Raw genomic sequence first — 20,575 nt, forward strand, 5'->3', positions numbered from 1 at the left:
ACATACCCTGTGACATAGTTAAAATATTGCTTTCATATCTCTATCATACGTTTTCAATATATCAAAATGGGAGGGATAGCTATGGATCTTAAGCAACTCAGATACTTTCTGACCATCGCCGAGGAGGGACAAATTACAGCTGCTGCTAAGAAGCTCCGAATGGCACAGCCTCCTCTTAGCCAACAACTCAAGCTTCTGGAGGAGGAGCTGGGAGTCAAGCTAGCCGAACGGGGCCCTCGAAGCATTCAACTGACGGATGCCGGGGAGATGCTTCGGCGGAGAGCCCAGCAGATGATCGACCTGGCCGACTCCACTGCAAGGGAGATCCGTGATATTTCCAAGGGGCTAAGCGGAACGCTGCAAATTGGAACCGTCTCTTCTTCGGGAGCGGCCTTGCTTACCGAGAGACTGATCGACTTCCTCCAGACCTATGAGGGGGTTAAATTCGAAATTCACGAAGGAAACACCTTCCATATTATTGATTTGCTGCAGAGCGGCGTAATTGAGATCGGGATTGTCAGGACTCCCTTCCATGCCGGAGGGTTGAACTGGATCACGATGAAGCAGGAGCCGATGATCGCTGTGATGGCTCCAAGATTTGACTGGAATTCCGCGGCCGACAGCTGCGATATTGCAGACCTTCAGGGAAGGCCGCTCATCATTTATCGACGATTCGAATCTCTGATTCGGGAGACCTGTGGGAAGGCCGGATTTGAGCCGGAGCTGTTCTGCAAAAATGACGATGCCCGAACCACGCTCCAATGGGCCCATGCTGGACTGGCAATAGGGATTATTCCCCAATCTGCTCTCCGGCTATCCAATCACACCGGGCTTATCGTCAAGACGATCAACAGCGAGCCGCTTCGGACGCAAATTGCCGCCATCTGGTCCAAGGAACGGTACTTGTCTTCCTTGGCCAAACGGTTTATCGGCAGCTTCAGCGAGCATGGATAGAGCTGCTTTATTCAAATGGATATTTAAGTCCCCACTGGTCCCGAATTTCATCCAGCAGCTTCATAATGCTCAATGATTCGTCCAGCGGGATCAACGGGCTCTCCTTTTCCCCTGTCAGCAAGCAGCGGCCCACTTCCTCCGCTTCATAGGCATACCCCTTCGACTCGCGGTCATCCGTGACCTTGATGTCCTCTTGCCCTGCCACCCGAAGCGTCGCCTCCTTGGCATTAATGAAGGAAGGGATATGGATCATCCCCTCTGTGCCGAATATCCATGCGTCGTTGTTAAGACCGAGACGGACTGCTCCGTTTAACGAAGCGGTTCGCCCTGCTCCAAAATCCAGCAAGACAGAGAACTGCTCATCCACTCCTGTCTCCCCAATCCATGCCGTGCTGTTAACCGACTGCGGAGTAGAGCCAAATATCATGGAGGCAAGAGAGATCGGATAGATGCCTACATCCAGCAGAGCTCCTCCGCCAAGCTGCGGATTTAACAGTCTCCCCTCCGGATTCCAGTCGGTGCGGAAGCCAAAGTCTGCCTTCAGCATCCGTACTTCCCCGATCTTGCCTTCCTTCAGCCATGCTCTGACCTGAGAAATAACCGGCAGGAATCTTGTCCACATCGCTTCCATCAGGAATAACCCCCGGCTGCGGGCAGCATCTATCATTTCAGCCAGCTCACGGCTGTTCACCGTAATCGGCTTCTCACACAGTACGGCCTTCCCGGCGGCAAGCGCCAGCAATACATGCTCTCGATGAAGCGGATGGGGTGTTGCGACATAAATAGCATCCACATCAGGATCTAAGACAAGCTCCTCGTAACTCCCATAGGCCTTGGCCAGTCCGAATTTCTCAGCGAAGCGTTCTGCGCTTTCAAGCGTACGCGAGCCTGCGGCATATCCCACTCCGCTGACGGTATGGACAAGATCGCCAGTAAACTGCTCCGCGATCCAGCCGGTGCCCATGATTCCCCATTTCACTTTATTCTCAGAAGATTTATCCATCCTCATCGCCTCCCGTAATTCGATTCTTTCTTCATTGTAAACGAGCAATGGGCTTATTCAAAGGGATACTTTAGTCCCCACTGCGCTCTCAACGCATCCAATAAGCGCATGACCTCCAACGACCAATTCGGTGCAAGCCACTCACATTCCTTCCTGCCGGCAAGCAGACTTCTCCCTACTTCGTCCGCTTCATATTCATAGCCCTTTCCCTGGCGCTCATCGCTATAAGTCTCCACCTCCCGGCCCTCTTTGTAGAGGATAGCGGAAGGAGCTTTATTCATTGAAGGAAGAACAATACAGCCCTCCGTACCGTGAATGACCGCTTCATTTCGCATGCCCAGCGTGATCGATCCATGCAGGGAGGCGGATTTCCCTGAATCATATGTCAGCAAAGCGGAGAACTGCTCGTCGACGCCAGTCTCTCCGATGGATGAAGTACTCATGATTTGTGACGGCTGAGAGCCATAGATGGCAGTGGCTAGGGCCACAGGATACACACCAACATCGAGCAGCGCTCCCCCCGCTAATTCCGGATTGAGCAACCGGCCTTCCGGCTCAGCGTTTCCTACAAATCCGAACTCCGCCTGTACAAGTCTGACCTCGCCGATTCTCCCTTCGGTTATCCATTGCAATGCCTGGCGCATCGGAGGCAAAAATAACATCCACATCGCCTCCATCAGAAACAGATCACGCGCCCTGGCTTCAGAGATCAGCTCCTCAAGCTCCTGACGATTTACCGTAATCGGTTTTTCGCACAATACAGCCTTTCCGGCTCTAAGGCTATTCAGTGAGTTCTCCAGATGATACCGGTGCGGGGTTGCGATGTATACCACATCCACCTCCGGATCTTCGATCAACTCTTTATAACTCCCATAGGCCTTAGGTATATCGAAACGTGAGGCAAAATCCACAGCCTTGCTCATTTGCCGTGATCCTACCGCATAGGGGGTCCCCGTGCTGGTGAATGCCAGATCCGCAACAAACTGCTCGGCAATCACGCCCGTGCCCATGATCCCCCATTTGACTTTCGAGCCTTTTACCATACAAGTTCCTCCCGTTCTTCGCAGAATTCTTCCGTTGATGTACTTGTACCCCAAATCGCTTGCTATGAAGAACGAAAGGCATTCCTTTGCTTCCCGCTTGGAGAATCATTATACTTGTTCATGGGAGCTGTCGGCTCCCTATCCATATCGCTGACCGGAGGCGGATTATGCTATCCTTTGATCAAAAATTGAACATCCTGGATTCATTCCCTGAATTGGAGAGAAGATCCGTATCCCTTGGACGGGTTAATTATCATTTTGAAGGGAGCGCCCATGAGAAAAAAACCGTAGGCTACCACCTTCATCCCAACGGCAACGGATTTATCTATGCCGGTCTGCTCGAGGAATATGACAAGGATCAAAAAGGCTACGTGAATATTCGCGATTTCTCAGAGCCGGATCTGCGCAATCTGGTTCGTCAGTCCATCGATTCACTTGCCGTGCGAGATGAAGCTCCCGCCGAGGTTGCTTCTTCACCTGCTTTATTACATAAGCCTTCATCATCCGGAGGTAACTGGGTGAATGCAGAGGGACATGCACTTACACTGAAGTGCGAGGACGATCTCTGGTATATTTACTCCGGCATTCAGCTGGAGATGGTATTTGAGACCCGTGAAGAAGCAGGAATTTATCTGGAAGAGGAAGGCTTTTACCCTTATAAAAAGTAATCTGCAGGACCTCGCCCCGCTCACGGGGCTATTTTTTTGCCCAAAATCATAAAAAGTTCAAAAAAATGTTTGATTTTAGTCACAAAATGTTCAATAATTAAGTAAGACACAAATTGTTCACATTTAATCAACGACGAATGAAGGAGTTGAATAAGTATGTGGGAACCTGGGAGCAGCAAGTATAAGGGCAATGTATTTGGTATCATTATCGGACTGGGGATCTTCTACGCCGTTTTTTATATCGTGTTTACCTTGTTTGCGATTCATGGCCAATAAACCCGGAAATGTAACCGCTAACAAATGTGTGGATGCCTAAAGGGGCCGGTAACGGATGATCGTTCGGCCCTTTTTTGTTCTTCTCCGTCATCGCGCTATTTCAATCACTTCTGGAGGCAGTTCTATCGCCTCAATCCCGTTAAAATTGAAGAAGGTGCTTCTATCTATCTTTCTTTGCACCATGAGGTTCTCGCCCTCGCCAATCTCCGTCTCACTCTCCATCGATAATTCATGTGGCAAAAGGCTGTCCTTATTGGCCTTGAAGCCTACTTTCATCTTCTTTACTGAATAAGCGGCTGTCAATGAGGGCGCGTTTGAGGACTCGTTCGCTTCCAGACCTGCGTTCGTCATCTCGTCTATCCGCACAAGCTCTTCCTCAGGAAGCTCAAGCGTCATCACATAATAATTGCCTTCCTGCGTAAAAAGCACATCGCCCTGCAGTCTCTCTAGCATGTCCAGCAGTTCCTCCAGATTTTGCGAGTACATTTGTATATCGATTATCTCCCCGTCCAGCTCCTCGCCTGCGAGCTTGACCCAGCCATTTTCTCCGATGCTAGAGAAGCGGCCTGTACCTGGAATAAAATATTCCTCTATTGTCATAGGTTGCATTCCTTCTGTCTTGATCTCCCCCAGCAAATGATATTGAAGCGGCTGCTTGATCCACTGGGCTTCCGTTATCATTTCCGACTTCATGATTGATACTTCTCCATTTAGGGTTCTCTCTAGTTCTTGCTGAGTTTCACCCTTCACGGAGTAGCTGACTGCCTCTTCAAAGGTATCAGCCACTTGACGAATTACTTCACCTGCGGTTAAGAGAGTGCGGCTTTCACTAGGACCTGCCTCTTCATGATCAGTTGCAGATTCCCCCGCCCCGCATGCAGTTAGCACAAGAACCATCCAGAGAATAAGGCCTTTAAAATACCGCTTGTTCATCATTCACGCTCCAGTAATATCCATTTATAGTGACAGACTAGCATAAACCCTGTGATCAGAACAGTGATATAATAGTCAAACAAGCTGTGAGATTTGTTGGACTGCCCTGCAATCGAAAGGAATGACTACTAGTGAAGAATCTTCTTATTACCGGCTATCGCGCCCATGAATTGGGGATCTATAATAATAAGCATGAAGGAATCCCTTACATACGCAAGGCGATCAGGGACCGTCTCCTGCCGCTGGCTGAAGAAGGCCTGGAATGGGTGCTCACACCGGGGCAATATGGCGTCGATCTGTGGGCCTGCGAGGCGGTTCTGGAATTGAAGCTTGAATATCCCGAGTTAAAATGCGCCATCATTACCGCCTTCCAGAGTCAGGAGGAGCAGTGGAGCGAGGAGAAGCAACATTATTTCCGCGATTTGATTTCTAAAGTGGATTATTTTGCATCCATCAGCAAAGAAGGCTATCTGGGACCTTGGCAGTTCTCTGCCCGGGATGATCTGCTGCTGCGAAAAAGTGACGGTATTCTGCTTGTTTATGATGAGGACAGCGGCGAAGCCAGTCCCAAGTTTATTAAACGCCGGGCAATGCAAAAGCAGCATGCGGAAGGCTACCTCTATCTGCAGCTTGGTCTTGAGGATATTCAGTCGGTCGCGGATGAAATGCGAGTATTCCTAGACGTCGACCCAGTGGATTAAGCACAGCAGGTTCACCTTTCCCGGAATCGTTAGGGCCACTCCAAATTCGCCTCGCAATGCAAACGTTTGATCTCAAAAAAGAGAACACATTCCTAAATTCATAATGATTTTTATAAATTTTTAAAAAAATTTGGGTTGATCGGTGTAATTTCCTATCGCATCCGTCATAAAATATGCTAAAATAATCCTCGAAATCGCTTTCACATTGGCAAGCTGCTTTCTATCGGACAAACGTTTGCACAAATTCATCTACTTTCTGAGCGAAACCATCTGCCGGTGTATTTATGAAAAAATACGAGGAGGCTTTTGCAATGAGTGAAAAAAAATTGCCTACTGTAGCGTACTTCAGCATGGAGTACGGGCTGCATTCCGATTTTAAGATGTATGCAGGAGGGCTAGGAATTTTAGCCGGGGATTACATCAAGGGAGCCAAAGATATTGAGGCGCCGATTGTAGCCATCGGCATCAAATGGAAGCAGGGGTACACCGATCAGCGGATTGATGAGCATGGCAAGCCGTACGATACTTATCACAACTATGTATATGATTTTTTGGAAGATACCGGGGTCAAGGTTACGGTGAAGGTACGAAATACCGATGTCGTCTGCAAAGTCTGGAAGACAGAGCATTTTGGCAACAACCCGCTCTACTTGCTCGATACGGACATTCCTGAAAATGGCGATGCCTGGATTACCGGGCAGTTGTACGGATGGTTCGGCGAGGAACGGATTGCTCAGGAGATCGTGCTTGGTATTGGCGGTGTAAAGGCAATGCGTGCGCTTCAGATTCCAATCGATGTCTATCACTTTAATGAGGGGCATGCGGCATTGGCAGCCACGGAGCTGATCCGCGAGAAGATGTGTGCCGGGCGAACCTTTGAAGAGGCTTGGACGGCTACACGCGAAGAGGTTGTCTTCACGACGCACACGCCAATCAAGGAAGGAAATGAGACGCATCCCCTGGATCGTCTGGAATATATGACGGCATTTAACGGCTTGACACGTGATCAAATGGAGCGCATCGGTGGCAGCCCGTTCAACATGACGGTGGCCGGTCTGCGCCTGTCCCGTATTTCCAACGGGGTTGCAGCCCTCCATGCGGATACCTCCAACAAAATGTGGAAGGAAGTCGCCGGACGCTCGAAGATCATCGGAATCACCAATGCCATTCATACGCCAACCTGGGTGGATGATCGGATGACGGCCGCATATGAAAATGGCGGAGATCTGTGGAAGACGCACATGGAGATCAAACGTGAGCTGATCGCGTTTATTCAGGAGCGTTCGGGCATTGCACTGAATGAAGAGAACCTGCTGATCGGATTCTCCCGCCGTGCCGCTCCGTACAAACGCAGTGACTTGATTTTCTCCCAGCCTGAGATCATTGAGCCTTACCTGGAGTCCGGCAAAATTCAGATTGTCTTCTCCGGGAAGGCGCACCCATTGGACGACACAGGCAAGAAAATCGTCAGCAATCTTGTAGCCATGATGAAGAAATATCCAAAGAGTGTCGTCTTCCTTGAGAACTATGACATGACGATCGGCGCCCAATTAACAAGAGGCTCCGATATTTGGCTCAACAACCCGCGCAGACCGCTGGAAGCCAGCGGCACCTCCGGCATGAAGGCTGCAATGAACGGCGTACTGAACTGCTCTATTCTGGACGGCTGGTGGCCGGAAGCCTGCATCGACGGGGAGAATGGCTGGCAAATCGGCGATGGCTTCGAGACGACCGACTTTGCTGTCCTTGACCAGCATGACAGTGACGCACTGTATGATACCCTGTTGAACCGGGTGCTGCCAACCTATTATGAGAACCGTGCCAAGTGGGTAGAAATGATGCGCAAGAGCATCGAGACGACGCGTGAGGCATTTGCCACCAAGCGGATGCTGGAGGAATACTACAGCAAAATGTATATCAAGCGCTAATCTCAGCGCAAAAAGGCTGCTGCCCCACCCACCCCGCCGGATTCCGGTTGGGTGTGGGCAGCAGCCTTTGTATTGGCGCGAGGCGGCTGTACTTTTGGAAAGTGTGCTTTCGATCGCTGTTGTTCGCGGATTTCTATGATTGGACTAAGTTCTAACAAGGGATAAATCCGCTCACAAAGGCGAACGCTGACGCTTGATGCTTCCGAAGTAGCTTTCTTACAGAAAGCTTGTAACACTTCACACTTATGCCCTGATCACTTGGCCTTCGCAGTTTAACTTCAAATACAATGCAGTTTGCACATGACTGCGTCATAGCTGCATTGCAATAAGCTTACCATCTGTAGCAAGCAGGATACTCCGTGCAAGCCTCCTCCCCACTCCCCTTGCGCCAGGCTCTCCTTAGCTAGGCATTACGAATGGAAGTCCGCGCGATTCACTTTACGCACAGCCCAATGGAATACTGGGCGCCTGGAGTTGCGCCCGCTCGCACGTTGCTTCGGCCTTGTTCCGAGCTTCACTCATCCCGCTTATTCAGCCCCAACTGGTCGCGCTCCAATGAAATAACTTACCTTAAATTCTTCATTTGACGCTCGAACTCACTTTTAGTGAAAAAACTTACCTTAGATCGCCAGTAACTAACCAAACCCACGTTTTAGTCAAATTTAAGTACAAAAATTTCACTATATCCGCATTTCTAGCATTTCCACTGAATTTAAGGTAACTTTTTTCACTACATGCGTACGGTCTATATTTTCATGCGGTCGACGAATCGGATCACCGTCATGATGCGAAACACCGCGCGCTGAAAACTGCGCTCGGTGCGAGGTGTACGCATGCGTACTTGGCGGGTATTGCTTAATCTACTGAAATAACCCTTGCTATGCGGGCTTGATGAAATTGGGTATCCCCAATGATGATGCTGTGTAGTCTATTCACTGTTCGAATGCACTCGCAGCATAGAGAGTGCGGTGATTCAGCACTATAAAGCCGAACTAAACTGCCTGCGTAATGGGCATAAGTGTGAGGTGTGCTGTAGAAACGGAGTGTTCGCCTTTGTGAGTGGATTTCTACCCTACTATTTCAATCAAAGAAATCCGCGAACAACAGCGATCGTAAGCACACTTCACACGTTGCCCCTACACGCAGGCAGGATCATCGGTCGGTTTTATGGGCTGTTACTGCGCTCTCGCACAAGATCGCAAAAATGAGCTCGCAGCGCAATTCGATTAGCGCAAATCCGCCGGGAAGGTCAGTCCCATCTGGTGCCGGGCTTCCTCCATAATCTCTGCCACAATCAACGAGTTGTGCAACGTATTGACTGTGCTGTCCCTTCTGCCGGTCTGGATCAGCTCAATGAACTCCCTTGCCTCGTAGAACATGGACTCTTGCATTTGCGGCTGGCGCAAATCCTCAATCGTCCCGTCACGATAATAGATTTTCACATCATAAGGCTGATTGATCTTGTCGATAACCAGGGTTCCGTTCTCCCCTTGAATCTCTGCGGGGGCATAGGAATCCGCGATCTTGGAATACATCACGACCCCGTCCATGTCTGGATAACGCATGAGAATGCTTCCCTCACCATCCACACCGGAGGAGAGCATAATTCCGCTTGCCTGAACCTGCTCCGGCTTCCCGAACAGGGTTACCATCGGATAAATACAGTAAATGCCAAGATCCATCAGCGCTCCATTGGAGAACTCCGGCTTGAATGCATTAAGTACTGTTCCTTGCTTGAAGGCATCAAATCTGGAGGAGTATTGGCAATAGCTTGCAAAATAACGCCGTACTCGTCCGATCTTATATAAGTTGTTCGCAATGACTCTAAAGTTCGGCATCAGCGTCGACTTCATTGCTTCCATTAGCAATACGTCATGATCCTTCGCCGTTTGCAGCATCGCTTGAACCTCTTTTACATTCGACGCCAGGGGCTTCTCGCATAATACATGCTTGCCATGCTTCATGCACTCAATCGCCTGTTCGGCATGCAGCGAGTTCGGGCTAGCAATATAGACAGCATCCAGTTCATCGCTTGAAGCCATCTCTGTTAAATCGGTGTATACCTCAGGTTGGTTGTTGTATTTCGCGGCAAATGCTCTCCCCTTCTCCTCCGTCCGTGAGTATACCGCTTTCAGTTCAAATTGCTCAGTCTCTTCCGCCGCTTGAATAAAACGTTCCGTGATCCAGTTCGTTCCGACAATTCCGAATCGAAGCAAAGAAATGTCCTCCCTTTTTAAACATGATCTCCTTAGTATTCTCTCACTCTGTACAGTCTATGTCTAGCTTGGAGTATCCGAAGTCAGGACATCTGGGTCGAGCAAAAGACTGCCGTAGATGCAGATTCGCCTTGCTTCGATCTCCACGCTCAACTAAAATAAGGTTATCAGGATATGAAGCGGGGTGATTCTCATGAACAGAGACAACCAGAATGTAATTAACGCAATCGCTGCAACCAAATATATGATTACCGGGGATTCCATCTCTAAAGGTGTCATTTATGACGAGATACGCAAAAAATATGTACTGTTAGAAAATAATTATGTAACGCTCCTGCAGGAAAAAATGATGGGTGCGGTGCGAAATACCGCGCGCTTCGGCAATACCTTGATCAAGGGCGTCACCAACTTGAAGAAGGATATCCAGAAGGAGAAGCCGCATATTGTACTGATTGAATACGGCGGCAATGACTGTGATTTCAACTGGGATGAGATCGCACTGAATCCCGATGCGGAGCATCTTCCCAAGACGGATTTTAATATGTTCGAGAAAATGCTGACGGAGACCATCTCCTTCCTGCGTTCCGAATACATTACGCCGATTCTGATGAGTCTTCCCCCGCTTAATGCGGACAGCTACTTCAAATGGGTCAGCAAAAATGATCCCGTCGCTGAACAGAACATCTTAAAATGGCTTGGCAGCATTACCAAGATCTATTGGTGGCAGGAAAGATACAACACCATGATCGTGAAGGTTGCCGAGATGACAAAGACCAAATATATCGATGTGCGCGGCGCCTTTCTTGAGCATCCCGACTTTACCAAGTTTCTATGCTCGGACGGCATTCATCCCAATGAGGCCGGACATCAAATCATTTGCGATAAAGTACTGGAGTTCGTGCAGAACAACTACGGGTTCCTTTTAAAAGACAACAGCAGGCTCGCCCTGGAATAGTCTTCTGAACCATACTAAAAGCTTGCTTGGGGCTGTCCAGTCAGCTCCCAAATAAAAGTTGGACGAGACCTAAGTTCCGTCCAACTTTTTTTCGTTCACTTTCTGTAGGGAAGCAGCGCCGTAATTTCCTCATGTCATTTATAATCTACAGATGCTTGCGGGATTGCAAATCTCTCCATACTTTCTTATTGCTGTACTGCTTATCGGTACTGATATCCTGGCCGAACCACTCCGGCGGTTCAAAGCTTGTCGCCTCTTCCTCCGATTCGAATTCAATCTCCAGCACCATCAGTTTAATCTGATGATAATCGTCAATCTCCAGCATATAATCATTCCATTTGACCGTTGTCCGCTTCTTCACCAGCGGAATTGCCCCGCGGCTATGAATCATTTGCTCGTAAATCCCCGCAGAAATCGGATACTCTACTTCCTCCCGAGCTAGTCCGAATCCCCGTTTGAAGGTATGTGTATAGCTGATGTCCCCTGTAGCCAAATCCTTGATTCTCCGTACCCGGAGCTCCTGATCTTTATCCAAAGCCAGGTAGGTCTGATCGATGACCTGCTCCTTGACCAGGACGATGCTGCCATCCTCAAGGAAAGCCTTCGGAAATTCCGATATCAGAAACTTGCGTTCAATTTCAAGTGCCATGTCCATTCTCCTTACACTGTTTTCACCAGTCTAAGTGTATCATATCCCGGGCTTTGTCGACGACCCCGGCCTCCTCTCATCAGTTCGGATTCACCGTCTGAAGTCCAAGAACATAACAAAGCGGCAGCCGCGTTTGAAAACCAGCGCGGCTGCCGTGAAATATTTTTACGCCATGACCTTGCAGATATTGTTCGTGAACTCTACCGGATCCTCGATTGGCAGACCTTCAATTAGAAGTGCCTGATTGTAGAGCAGGCTGGTGTACAGAGCAAGCTTGTCCTTGTCCCCTGCATACGCCTCTTTCAGGGAACGGAAGACTTCATGGTTGACGTTAATCTCCAGCACTTTATCTGCCTTGACCTCCTGGCCGTTCGGCATCGCATTCAGCACCTTCTCCATCTCAATGGACAATTCGCCTTCAGCCGACAGGCAGACAGGGTGACTCTTCAGTCGCTTCGATGCCTTGACGTTCTTCACCTTGCCGCTAAGCAGGGTGTTCATGGCCTCGAACAGCTCCTGATGCTCGCTGTCGCCTTCCTTCGCATCCTGTTCATCGGATTCGGATTCGATGCCGAGATCCCCGCTGGATACGGATTTGAATTCCTTCTCCTTGTAGGTCATGATCATCTTGATGGCGAATTCATCGATATCATCCGTAAAGTACAAGATCTCATAGCCCTTATCCAGCACCATTTCCGTCTGCGGCAGCTTCTCCAGCCGGTCTACCGATTCACCGGTTGCATAGTAAATGTACTTCTGATCCTCCGGCATCCGGGATACGTACTCATCCAACGTAACCAGCTTCTTCTCTTTCGAGGATGTGAACAACAGCAAATCCTGAAGCACATCCTTGTTCATACCATAATCATTGTATACGCCGAACTTCAACTGGCGTCCGAACGAGTCATAGAACTGCTCGTACTTGTCACGCTCATCCTTGAGCAGCGCCAGCAATTGGCTCTTGATCTTGCTCTGGATGTTCTTCGCAATCAGCTTGAGTTGACGGTCATGCTGGAGCATTTCCCGCGAAATGTTCAGCGACAGATCCTCGGAGTCGACCATCCCCTTGACGAAGCTGAAATAGTCCGGGAGCAGATCGCCGCATTTGTTCATAATCAGCACGCCGTTGGAATAGAGCTCCAGCCCTTTTTCATATTCCTTGGTGTAGTAGTCGAACGGAGTCTTCTCTGGAATGAAGAGGATAGCGTTATAGACAACCGCTCCGTCGGCCTTGATATGGATATGAGACACCGGCTTGTCAAAGCCGTAGCGTTTCTCCATGTAGAAATTCTCATAGTCCTCATCTGTCAACTCACTCTTATTCTTGCGCCAGATCGGAACCATACTGTTAACCGTCTGCTCTTCCTGAACCTCCTCGAACTCGCCTTCCGCACCCTCTTTAGGCCGCTGGGTGGTGACCTCCATCTTGATCGGATAACGGATGAAGTCGGAGTATTTCTTGATGATGGATCTCAGGCGGTACTCCTCCAGATATTCATCGTACTGATCATCTTCGGTATTCTCTTTAATGGTCAAAATAATATCGGTACCGACACTCTCCTTCTCCGTCTCGGAGATCGTGTACCCATCCGTTCCTTCCGACTCCCATTTATAGGCTTCACTGCTGCCCAACGCCCGGCTGATGACCGTAACCTTGTCTGCAACCATAAAGGCGGAGTAGAAGCCGACGCCGAATTGACCGATGATATTATGTCCGTCCTTCGCTTCGTTCTCATTCTTGAAGGCAAAAGAGCCGCTATTGGCGATAATGCCAAGGTTATTCTCCAGTTCTTCTTTCGTCATTCCGATCCCCGTATCGGAAATGGTCAGCGTCCGAGCCTGCTTGTCCGCCTTCAATCGAATGAAATAGTCATCCTTGTTGAACGTCAGATTCTCGTCTGTCAATGCCTTGTAATAGATCTTGTCAATAGCATCACTGCTGTTGGAGATCAATTCCCGGAGAAAGATTTCCCGCTGCGTATAGATGGAGTTGATCATCATCTCCAGAAGTCGTTTGGATTCCGCTTTGAACTGCTTCTTGTCCATGGTACTGCTCCTTCCTTTCTTCGCCTGCAAAATTATTAGCACTCTAAAGTTTAGAGTGCTAATCTTATAGTTCTATATTAAATTTCCTCTATTTTTATGTCAATACGGATTCCTCATCCCTATCGATTTATTCGCGTCCTGAGTTGCTGCACGGCATTCCGCACCTGATCGCCCGGAAGCCCTGCCACGGCCGATATCACGGCAATGCCGTCCGCACCGGCTGATATCACCTCCCCGGCACGCTCCAGCGTGATACCTCCGATGCCGACGAGAGGAAGATGAATGCCCGCCTGGCGCAGCCCGGGCAAAATTTGCAGGCCGTGGACGGCGTGAGCGTCCGGCTTGGAGGACGTCGGATAAATCGGCCCGATCCCCAAATAGTCGGCTCCTTGCTGAACCGCACGCTTCGCTTCCTCCAACCGATGAACCGAAACGCCCAGAATTCCCCCTCCGATCCGGGAACGTACCCATTCGGCATCCGCGTCCTCCTGTCCGATGTGCACTCCGTCTGCCTGGAGCTGCAGGGCCAGCTCCACATCATCGTTAATAATGAAGGGAACGCCCGCCTTCCGGCAGAGCTCCTGAAGCTGAAGCCCCAGCTTTATCCTGGCTGCTCCAGTCAGCGAACCGTCGCCCTTCTCCCTATACTGGACCATGGTCGCCCCGCCCGCCAGCGCCTCCCGGATTACGTACAACGGATCATCCTGACAGTTCGCACTCCCGATGACAAGATAGACCTTCAAACACTCGCGCATCACATCCGCAGAAATCTTCCGGCCGTGAGCATTGAAGCGGCTCCCCGAATTGATATGCCCGTCCATCAGCCAAGCACCGCCTGTCTGCGGCGGTATGCCCAATGATTCGTCGGACCATGCCCCTGTCCAAGGCCGAGCCCGTCCTCGATAGCCGCCTGAATGAAGCGGCGGGCAAGCGCGGCCGCTTCGATGCCGGGCAGCCCCTTGGCTAAGCCTGCCGTCAGCGCCGCCGAGAACGTACAGCCAGTGCCGTGCGTGTGCGGTGTCTGGATTCGCGGATAGCTTAGCTCCGTAAAATGCTGCCCGTCATACAGCAGATCGACTACCTGCTGCTCCCCCGGGCCGGAGTCAAGAGCCTCATGACCGCCCTTGATAATGACCAGACCTGGCCCCAGATCAGAAATTCTGACCGCCGCTTCCCGACGGTCCCGGAAACTGTGTATCGGCATACCAGCCAGCACCTCCGCTTCCGGGAGATTCGGCGTCACAACCGCTGCCAGCGGAAGCAGCACCTCCTTCAGTTCCTTCACCGCATCGCTCTGCAGCAATGAGGCTCCTCCCTTGGCGATCATGACGGGATCGACAACGATGCGCTTCATGCCTTGGCTTTTGAATTCCGCAGCCACGGCATGAATGACCTCCGCATCGAACAGCATTCCCGTCTTGACGGCATCTACGCCAAGGTCCTCGGCGACGCTGCGGATCTGCTCCGCCGCTGCTTGTGCCGGCAGAGGATAGACCCCGCTGACGCCTAACGTATTCTGCACCGTCACAGCCGTTATAGCCGACATCCCATAGACTTCTAGCTCCTGAAAGGTTTTCAGATCCGCCTGGATCCCCGCTCCGCCGCCGCTGTCCGAGCCGGCCACCGTCAGTGCTCTAGCCAGTGTCATTCCGTTCACAGCCATCCTCCCGCTTCCGCGGCCGAGAATTCGGCAACCGCCGCATGACCTTTTAGGGAATGCGGATGCAGCTTGGCCAATTCATCCAGGAATGCCGTCTGGAAGCTGCCTGGCCCGAGAGCGGCTGTCCGCTCCGCTGCCCGGGAGGCTGCGGCGCCATAAAAGGCTAAACCTGCCGTCCCTGCCCGCCTCAGGTCGGGTTCTACAGCTGCGAAGGCTCCGAGCACCGAGGTCAGCAAGCACCCCGTCCCCGTCACTTGTGTAAGCAAAGCATCCCCTCCGCTAATGATCCGGGAAATACTGCCGTCCGTAATCACATCCACCTTACCGGTGACCGCAACAACCGAACCGAACTGCTTCGCCGCCTTTCGCCCAATCCCTGCTTGATCAGCACCGCTGTTCTCCCCGGCATCCACGCCTTTGATCGCCAGGTTCTCGCCGAGTAATTGGGCGATCTCGGCGGCGTTTCCGCGCAGGAGCGAGATACGTACTTCCCGCAGGATGCGGAGGGACGATTCCGTGCGAAACCTCGTGGCTCCCGCTCCGACCGGATCCAGCAGCACCGGCACCCCTGCAGCGTTTGCGGCTTGGCCGGCCAGGATCATCGCATCCACCTGTTCCCGGCTGAGCGTCCCGATATTCAATACCAGCGCACCCGCCTGGGCAGCCATGTCGGCCACCTCCTCAGGCGCATAGGCCATTACCGGAGAAGCCCCCAGCGCATAGAGCCCGTTGGCCGTAAAATTGGTCACCACAACGTTAGTCATGTTATGGACGAGCGGCTTTACCTGCTGCAATTTCGTGATCAATCCTGCGAATTCGTTCTCCGGAATGCTTGAACTCTTGCCCATATTCCAATTCATCATCATCAACCCTTCACCAAAGTATTCGATTCTACCGGCCATGTCTCCACCCGCCAGGCCATATCCCAAAACATATATTCCAGTTGGCAGCTATGACGGAAATGCTCGGCCATACGCGCCCGTTCGCCGGCGGTAGCCTCCGCCGCCAAGCGATCCGCAAGCTCGCATAACCGCTCCGTGCTTCCTCCGGACAGCTTGCCGTAAAATTCGATCCACTCCCGGAACGGGTGAGCTTCTTGCGGCGGCAATTCGGCCATGAGCCGTTGTCCGATTTCGACATACGTCCAGGGACAAGGCAGCAGGGCGGCTGCTATTTCGCCGAGGCTCCCCTCATGTGCCACCGTCAGCATATGGCGGATATAATGATGCGCCGACGGAGCAAGCGGATCTCCCTGAAGCTCCTCATAGCGCACCCCGGCCGCCGTGCAAAAATTCTGATGCGGATGCACCTCGCTGTGAAGAATAAACCCGATCTGCTCTTGAAACATAGCGATGTCTTCCCGCCGGGAGCATTTTGAAATCGCAATTCCATAGATTCGCATAAACGCATTCAAATATTCATAATCTTGCTTCACATAATGGATCAGCTGCTCCCTGTCCAGTTTCCCTCCGGCTATTCCCCTTACAAAGGGATGCTTGAAGATCGCTGCGAACAAGTCGTCATTTTCCTTGCGCAGTTGCTCGGTAAAGCTCATTTCCCCACCTCCGTCAATCCTTGAATTGGAATAATCAAAATCCACGCGAAAAAGCCGCCCCGATAGCGGAGCGGCTGTTGACTGATCGACGAAGTGCCGATAAATCGGACAGATCGAAAAGTTGACCGGCTCCACTTCCCTACGCTAGTACGAACTAGATCAGGTTCAAAGGGTCCAAGATCACTCTTGTCTCAGCCGCTGCCGGCTCCCCTAGTGGAATTTCTTATTCACTTGGTTATTAATCTATCCATATTTTCCCTGATTGTCAATAAGCCGGCTACTTTTTGTCCACCTGTACCACGGTCACATTTTTCACAGCATACGTGTCTTTGATCTTCTCTTCGGAAATAATCTTAAGCTTGATCAGACTGGAAATCTTACTGTTATCCGGCTTGGACAGCATCCGCCACAGCTCCAGATCGGGCAGGGTCTCATATAATCGGTTCTCGTCATATTCTCTTCGCTGCTGGACAATCAGTTTGATCTCATAATTCTCCAGCTCCAAGCGGTTCGAGTCCTGCTCCTTACAGCTGTCTAAAATCTGTTGCCGGAGCTCTGAGAGTTCCTGATCCAGCTCCTTTTGCAGCACTTTGATCTCAAAGTACCGTTCTGCAATTCCATCCAGCTTCTTGTCCTCTACGCTCACACGCCTCACACTCCTTGCTTCAAGGATATGCGGGCAGCTCTTAAGTTAGGACAGAGAAGGAGCAGCCTCCCAGCTACCCAGCTAGACAGCGTTGGCCGAAGGCTCACAAAGCGGCAGGGTGATGGCAAATTCCGTCCCTTGCCTCGGCTCGCTTCGAACCTGCACACTTCCTCCCAGCTCCTCAATGACCTGATAAGAGAAAGCCAATCCCAGCCCGGTACCGGTTGTCTTTGTCGAGTAAAAGACGGAGCCCAGACGCTCAGCCTGCTCCCTGCTCATCCCGATGCCATTATCCCGCACATAGAGAAGGGCCTCGTTATCAAGGGGCTCAAGCGTTAGGGACACAACCGCATTTTCCGTATCATAGCAGGCTTCAATTGCATTTTTAATCAGGTTCATCAGCACCTGCTTAATCTTCTCCGGATTCCCCATCACTCTGCAGCCCCCATCCTCATGCTGAAGTTGGAGCTCTACATTGTTCATATTTGCATACGGGCGCATGACATCCGCCGTAATTTGCAGAATCGCGTTCAGATTAACCTGCTCCCGTCGGTCGGTGGACGGCTTGGTGATTGCCAGATACTCAGAGAGAATATATTCCGCCCGCTCCATTTCGCTAACGCAAATCTCAATGTATCTGTGCACCTTCTCCTGATTGCCCGAGGTCTCGCTAATCAGCTTCAAAAATCCTTTTACGGCAGTCAAAGGATTTCTTACCTCATGGACCAGCGAGGCCGCAACTTGGCCGATCGTCTCCAGCTTTTCCTTCTGCGCATAGATGATCGACAGATTCTTATCAATCACCGCCCGCTGAAAGAGAGAGAGCAGCAGCCATATTCCTATAAAGTTCAGAAGGGGCACGTAGAGTAAATAAAACAGAAGACTTTCCTGTAAAATATCAGGATTGTATAGATAGAGCATTACTGTCGGAATCAGCGAAATAAGCAGTGCGGAGACCACGAAAAATAACGGTCTTCGCTTCACTCTGCGGTATAGATGACTGAGCAGAATCGAAACCGGGAACGATACCAGAATCGTCCCCATGGCGATCTCTACGCCAGGCCCCCCCAGGTATAGACGATACACCATGAACCCGGCAAGCAGCACAAAGCCTATACGTAGTCCCCCGAATAACAGACCGAAGAACATCAGGATATACCGGGCATCATAGATGAAGCCGTTAACGGCCACCTTGTTGAAGGTCATGGATAAAAAAAGACTGATCCCGGTGGTCAGCAGGATGAACGCTGGGGAATAGTTATGCGCCTTGTTACGGTAATACACGTTGTAGCATAAGAACGGCAACAGGGTAAGGAACAATTGCAGAATCATCTCTTTTAAACCGGGCATGTTCATTCACCTTCTTCACCAAACAGAATATAAGACTTCAGACGATTCTACAATCATTAGTTCTTCTGTTTTTGCAGCTGCAACCTTTTTACCCGTTTTTCGTCTGGAAAGTATAGGCATGATTCCAAAAAACAACTGGACCTTATAACTGGAGGATCGAAGAGATGAAGAAAATGAACAAGACAATTGCGGCTGTATCCGTGCTCGCGATGACTGCCCTTCCGATCGCGGCATTTGCACAGACTCAACCTGTGGACACGATTCAACCTATCTCCGCCCAGATACAGCCGGAGTCTAAAGTTGTCCCTGCAACCATGGGATTGATTACCGAATTTCAGAATGACCAATCAGGCAAATTCATTACGGTGACCGGCCGGGGCCTTGCCGCGACTGACCAGAGCGAGATCATCCTTTCCATTACCAAGGATACCAAGATTATTGATGCTAAAGGAAAAACAGTACCGCTGAAAACGGTGATTGATGAAAAGCGGGTCGTCAAAGCCTTTTACGGCCCCAATATTACCAAGAGCCTGCCTGCCCGCGGCACCTTGTTAACCCTGGTTGTTCAAGATTATACGTTCACGGCTATTGACGGTACAGTAGATTCTCTTTCTAAGGCTGGTTTTCTCGTCAAGGGCACGGATACTTACAGCGGCAACGATCAAGAGATCATTCTGAGAGTCGGAGACCAGACCAAGCTGCTGGATCAAAACGGCAACCCGATCACCGAAGATAAAATTCAAAGCGGGATGACGCTGAGAGCTTTCTATGGTCCGGAAGTCATGGAAAGTTTCCCCGTACAGGCCGTAGCTAGCTATATCCGTGTAAACACGGAGATTGCTGAAGAAAATGAGGCAGAACAAGAAGCGCCCGGTACAGATGGAATTATCACCTCCTATAACGACGGAAAAATGACCGTGGCCGGTCACCCGCTGGAGCAAGGAGGCACCAATTACATTATTCTAAGCGTGGATGAAGCAACGCAGATCGTTGACGAGGAAGGCAATGTATTGAACAAGGAAGCCTTGAAGGAAGGAGCTTATGTACAAGCCTTCTATCCTCAAGTCATGATCATGATCTATCCGGCTCAATCCCATGCCGATAAAATTATCGTGCGAAAGGGAGAAGCGCCGAAGGTAGAAGGCACCATTGAAGCTTCGGATTTTGCAGGGGAAGGCAAAGTCTATGTCAATGTCGGCTCCGATTCGGTCAAAGAGAACGACATTGTACTGAATCTGTCGGACGATACGGTTATCATTCCTGTTATCGGCGGAGATACCGTGCTGAAGCCAGGTATGAAAATCACAGCCTTTCACTCCATGGTGATGGCACTCTCTATGCCAGGCATCACGAATGCCGAGGTCATTCTTGTTCAGGAAGACCCATCCGTGTCTCTTCCTGAGTAATTGCAAGTGCAGCAAGTATAAAACAGCTAACGTTTCTGCGTGCCGGGGTAACGTGTGAAGGTTGCTTTCGATCGCTGTTGTTCGCGGATTTCTTGGATTGAACTAAGCCATCATAAGGTAGAAATCCACTCACAAAGGCGAACGCTCCGCTTCTGCAGCAACCTTCTCACTTATACCCTTTTTACGCAGGCTCTTAGTCCGGCTTTATAGCTGCCGAATGCATGATAGTAGCTCTCACACGGCCCCTCCATGCAGTGGCAAAGCACTTGAATCGCTCAATATACATACAGGCTCGTTATACATGCAGGCTCGTTCATCCGGCATATGAGGCGCCGGATGGTGCTGATGCAATAAATACTTCACTGGACCGTGACCAGAATGAGGTTGGTCAGGTAGGGCGAGTGAAGTTCGAAGCAAGACTGGAATGCCAATTGGACAAGCGATGTTTCGAGCAAGGCCGGAACGCTGTGACTGCAATTTAATTGCGCGCTTGTTTCTCCGCATGGGCGCCCGCTCCTGCTATTTAATTGCCTTTCGGCACTTGTTTCTCCGCATGGACGCCTGCTCCTGCTATTTAATTGCTTTT

At 50.6% G+C, this 20,575-nt stretch carries 19 protein-coding genes and 1 riboswitch; of the genes, 7 read left to right on the top strand and 12 right to left on the bottom strand.

The features are described 5' to 3' along the window. The first annotated feature begins 81 nt into the window (after positions 1-81). Positions 82-954 (top strand): LysR family transcriptional regulator, encoded by an 873-nt coding sequence (locus KI362_RS14035; protein WP_044477306.1) that lies wholly within the window; start codon positions 82-84, stop codon positions 952-954. Between the two features lie 7 nt (positions 955-961). Here the strand turns inward: KI362_RS14035 and KI362_RS14040 are convergent, their stop codons facing one another. Together KI362_RS14040 and KI362_RS14045 are read right to left on the bottom strand one after the other, a co-directional pair. Next, positions 962-1,957, bottom strand: coding sequence for a Gfo/Idh/MocA family protein (locus KI362_RS14040; RefSeq protein ID WP_301627877.1), 996 nt, complete (start codon positions 1,955-1,957; stop codon positions 962-964). A gap of 53 nt (positions 1,958-2,010) precedes the next feature. Beyond that, positions 2,011-3,000, bottom strand: coding sequence for a Gfo/Idh/MocA family protein (locus KI362_RS14045; protein WP_301627879.1), 990 nt, complete (start codon positions 2,998-3,000; stop codon positions 2,011-2,013). 167 nt (positions 3,001-3,167) lie between these two features. Here KI362_RS14045 and KI362_RS14050 point away from each other — a divergent pair, with 167 nt between their 5' ends. After that, entirely contained in the window at positions 3,168-3,668 is a 501-nt protein-coding gene (locus KI362_RS14050) for a hypothetical protein (RefSeq protein WP_301627880.1), read from the top strand. A 363-nt stretch (positions 3,669-4,031) separates the two neighbouring features. Here KI362_RS14050 and KI362_RS14055 read toward each other — a convergent pair whose 3' ends face one another. After that, positions 4,032-4,877: a DUF6612 family protein gene (locus KI362_RS14055; protein WP_301627881.1), complete on the bottom strand. Its 846-nt coding sequence runs from the start codon at positions 4,875-4,877 to the stop codon at positions 4,032-4,034. A 131-nt stretch (positions 4,878-5,008) separates the two neighbouring features. On the opposite strand from KI362_RS14055, the gene KI362_RS14060 reads away from it, so the two are divergent. Further along, positions 5,009-5,578: a DUF1273 domain-containing protein gene (locus KI362_RS14060; protein WP_301627882.1), complete on the top strand. Its 570-nt coding sequence runs from the start codon at positions 5,009-5,011 to the stop codon at positions 5,576-5,578. 311 nt (positions 5,579-5,889) lie between these two features. Further along, entirely contained in the window at positions 5,890-7,506 is a 1,617-nt protein-coding gene (glgP, locus tag KI362_RS14065) for an alpha-glucan family phosphorylase (protein ID WP_301627883.1), read from the top strand. 1,226 nt (positions 7,507-8,732) lie between these two features. Here glgP and KI362_RS14070 read toward each other — a convergent pair. Then, a complete protein-coding gene (locus KI362_RS14070; protein ID WP_301627884.1) occupies positions 8,733-9,722 on the bottom strand; it encodes a Gfo/Idh/MocA family protein in 990 nt (329 codons plus the stop codon). A gap of 193 nt (positions 9,723-9,915) precedes the next feature. Here KI362_RS14070 and KI362_RS14075 point away from each other — a divergent pair, with 193 nt between their 5' ends. Further along, complete coding sequence (locus KI362_RS14075; protein WP_301627885.1) at positions 9,916-10,677, top strand: SGNH/GDSL hydrolase family protein; 762 nt, start codon at positions 9,916-9,918, stop codon at positions 10,675-10,677. A gap of 145 nt (positions 10,678-10,822) precedes the next feature. Here the strand turns inward: KI362_RS14075 and KI362_RS14080 are convergent, their stop codons facing one another. The 8 genes from KI362_RS14080 to KI362_RS14115 form a co-directional block, all read right to left on the bottom strand. Beyond that, positions 10,823-11,326 (bottom strand): CYTH domain-containing protein, encoded by a 504-nt coding sequence (locus KI362_RS14080; RefSeq protein WP_044477297.1) that lies wholly within the window; start codon positions 11,324-11,326, stop codon positions 10,823-10,825. A gap of 165 nt (positions 11,327-11,491) precedes the next feature. Next, positions 11,492-13,372, bottom strand: a complete 1,881-nt coding sequence (gene htpG, locus KI362_RS14085) for a molecular chaperone HtpG (RefSeq protein ID WP_301627888.1) — start codon at positions 13,370-13,372, stop codon at positions 11,492-11,494. A gap of 119 nt (positions 13,373-13,491) precedes the next feature. Then, positions 13,492-14,193 (bottom strand): thiamine phosphate synthase, encoded by a 702-nt coding sequence (thiE, locus tag KI362_RS14090; RefSeq protein WP_301627889.1) that lies wholly within the window; start codon positions 14,191-14,193, stop codon positions 13,492-13,494. Next, positions 14,193-15,029, bottom strand: a complete 837-nt coding sequence (gene thiD / locus KI362_RS14095; protein ID WP_374705667.1) for a bifunctional hydroxymethylpyrimidine kinase/phosphomethylpyrimidine kinase — start codon at positions 15,027-15,029, stop codon at positions 14,193-14,195. Before thiD ends, thiE begins: the two co-directional genes overlap by 1 nt. Further along, positions 15,026-15,880 (bottom strand): hydroxyethylthiazole kinase, encoded by an 855-nt coding sequence (thiM, locus tag KI362_RS14100; RefSeq protein ID WP_301628177.1) that lies wholly within the window; start codon positions 15,878-15,880, stop codon positions 15,026-15,028. The genes thiD and thiM overlap by 4 nt, the downstream gene beginning before the upstream one ends. Before the next feature lie 17 nt (positions 15,881-15,897). After that, positions 15,898-16,587 (bottom strand): thiaminase II, encoded by a 690-nt coding sequence (tenA, locus tag KI362_RS14105; RefSeq protein ID WP_301627891.1) that lies wholly within the window; start codon positions 16,585-16,587, stop codon positions 15,898-15,900. 119 nt (positions 16,588-16,706) lie between these two features. Continuing rightward, positions 16,707-16,809: riboswitch (TPP riboswitch) on the bottom strand. Positions 16,810-16,864: 55 nt separating this feature from the next. Then, positions 16,865-17,233: a hypothetical protein gene (locus KI362_RS14110; RefSeq protein WP_301627894.1), complete on the bottom strand. Its 369-nt coding sequence runs from the start codon at positions 17,231-17,233 to the stop codon at positions 16,865-16,867. Positions 17,234-17,314: 81 nt separating this feature from the next. Further along, positions 17,315-18,565, bottom strand: a complete 1,251-nt coding sequence (locus KI362_RS14115) for a sensor histidine kinase (protein ID WP_301627896.1) — start codon at positions 18,563-18,565, stop codon at positions 17,315-17,317. A gap of 182 nt (positions 18,566-18,747) precedes the next feature. Here KI362_RS14115 and KI362_RS14120 point away from each other — a divergent pair, with 182 nt between their 5' ends. Then, a complete protein-coding gene (locus tag KI362_RS14120) occupies positions 18,748-19,989 on the top strand; it encodes a peptidase (protein ID WP_301627897.1) in 1,242 nt (413 codons plus the stop codon). A 266-nt stretch (positions 19,990-20,255) separates the two neighbouring features. Then, positions 20,256-20,471: a hypothetical protein gene (locus KI362_RS14125; RefSeq protein ID WP_301627900.1), complete on the top strand. Its 216-nt coding sequence runs from the start codon at positions 20,256-20,258 to the stop codon at positions 20,469-20,471. Positions 20,472-20,575 lie beyond the last annotated feature (104 nt).

Source organism: Paenibacillus apis, assembly GCF_018333295.1.
GTDB classification, from domain to species: Bacteria; Bacillota; Bacilli; order Paenibacillales; family Paenibacillaceae; genus Fontibacillus; species Fontibacillus antibioticophila.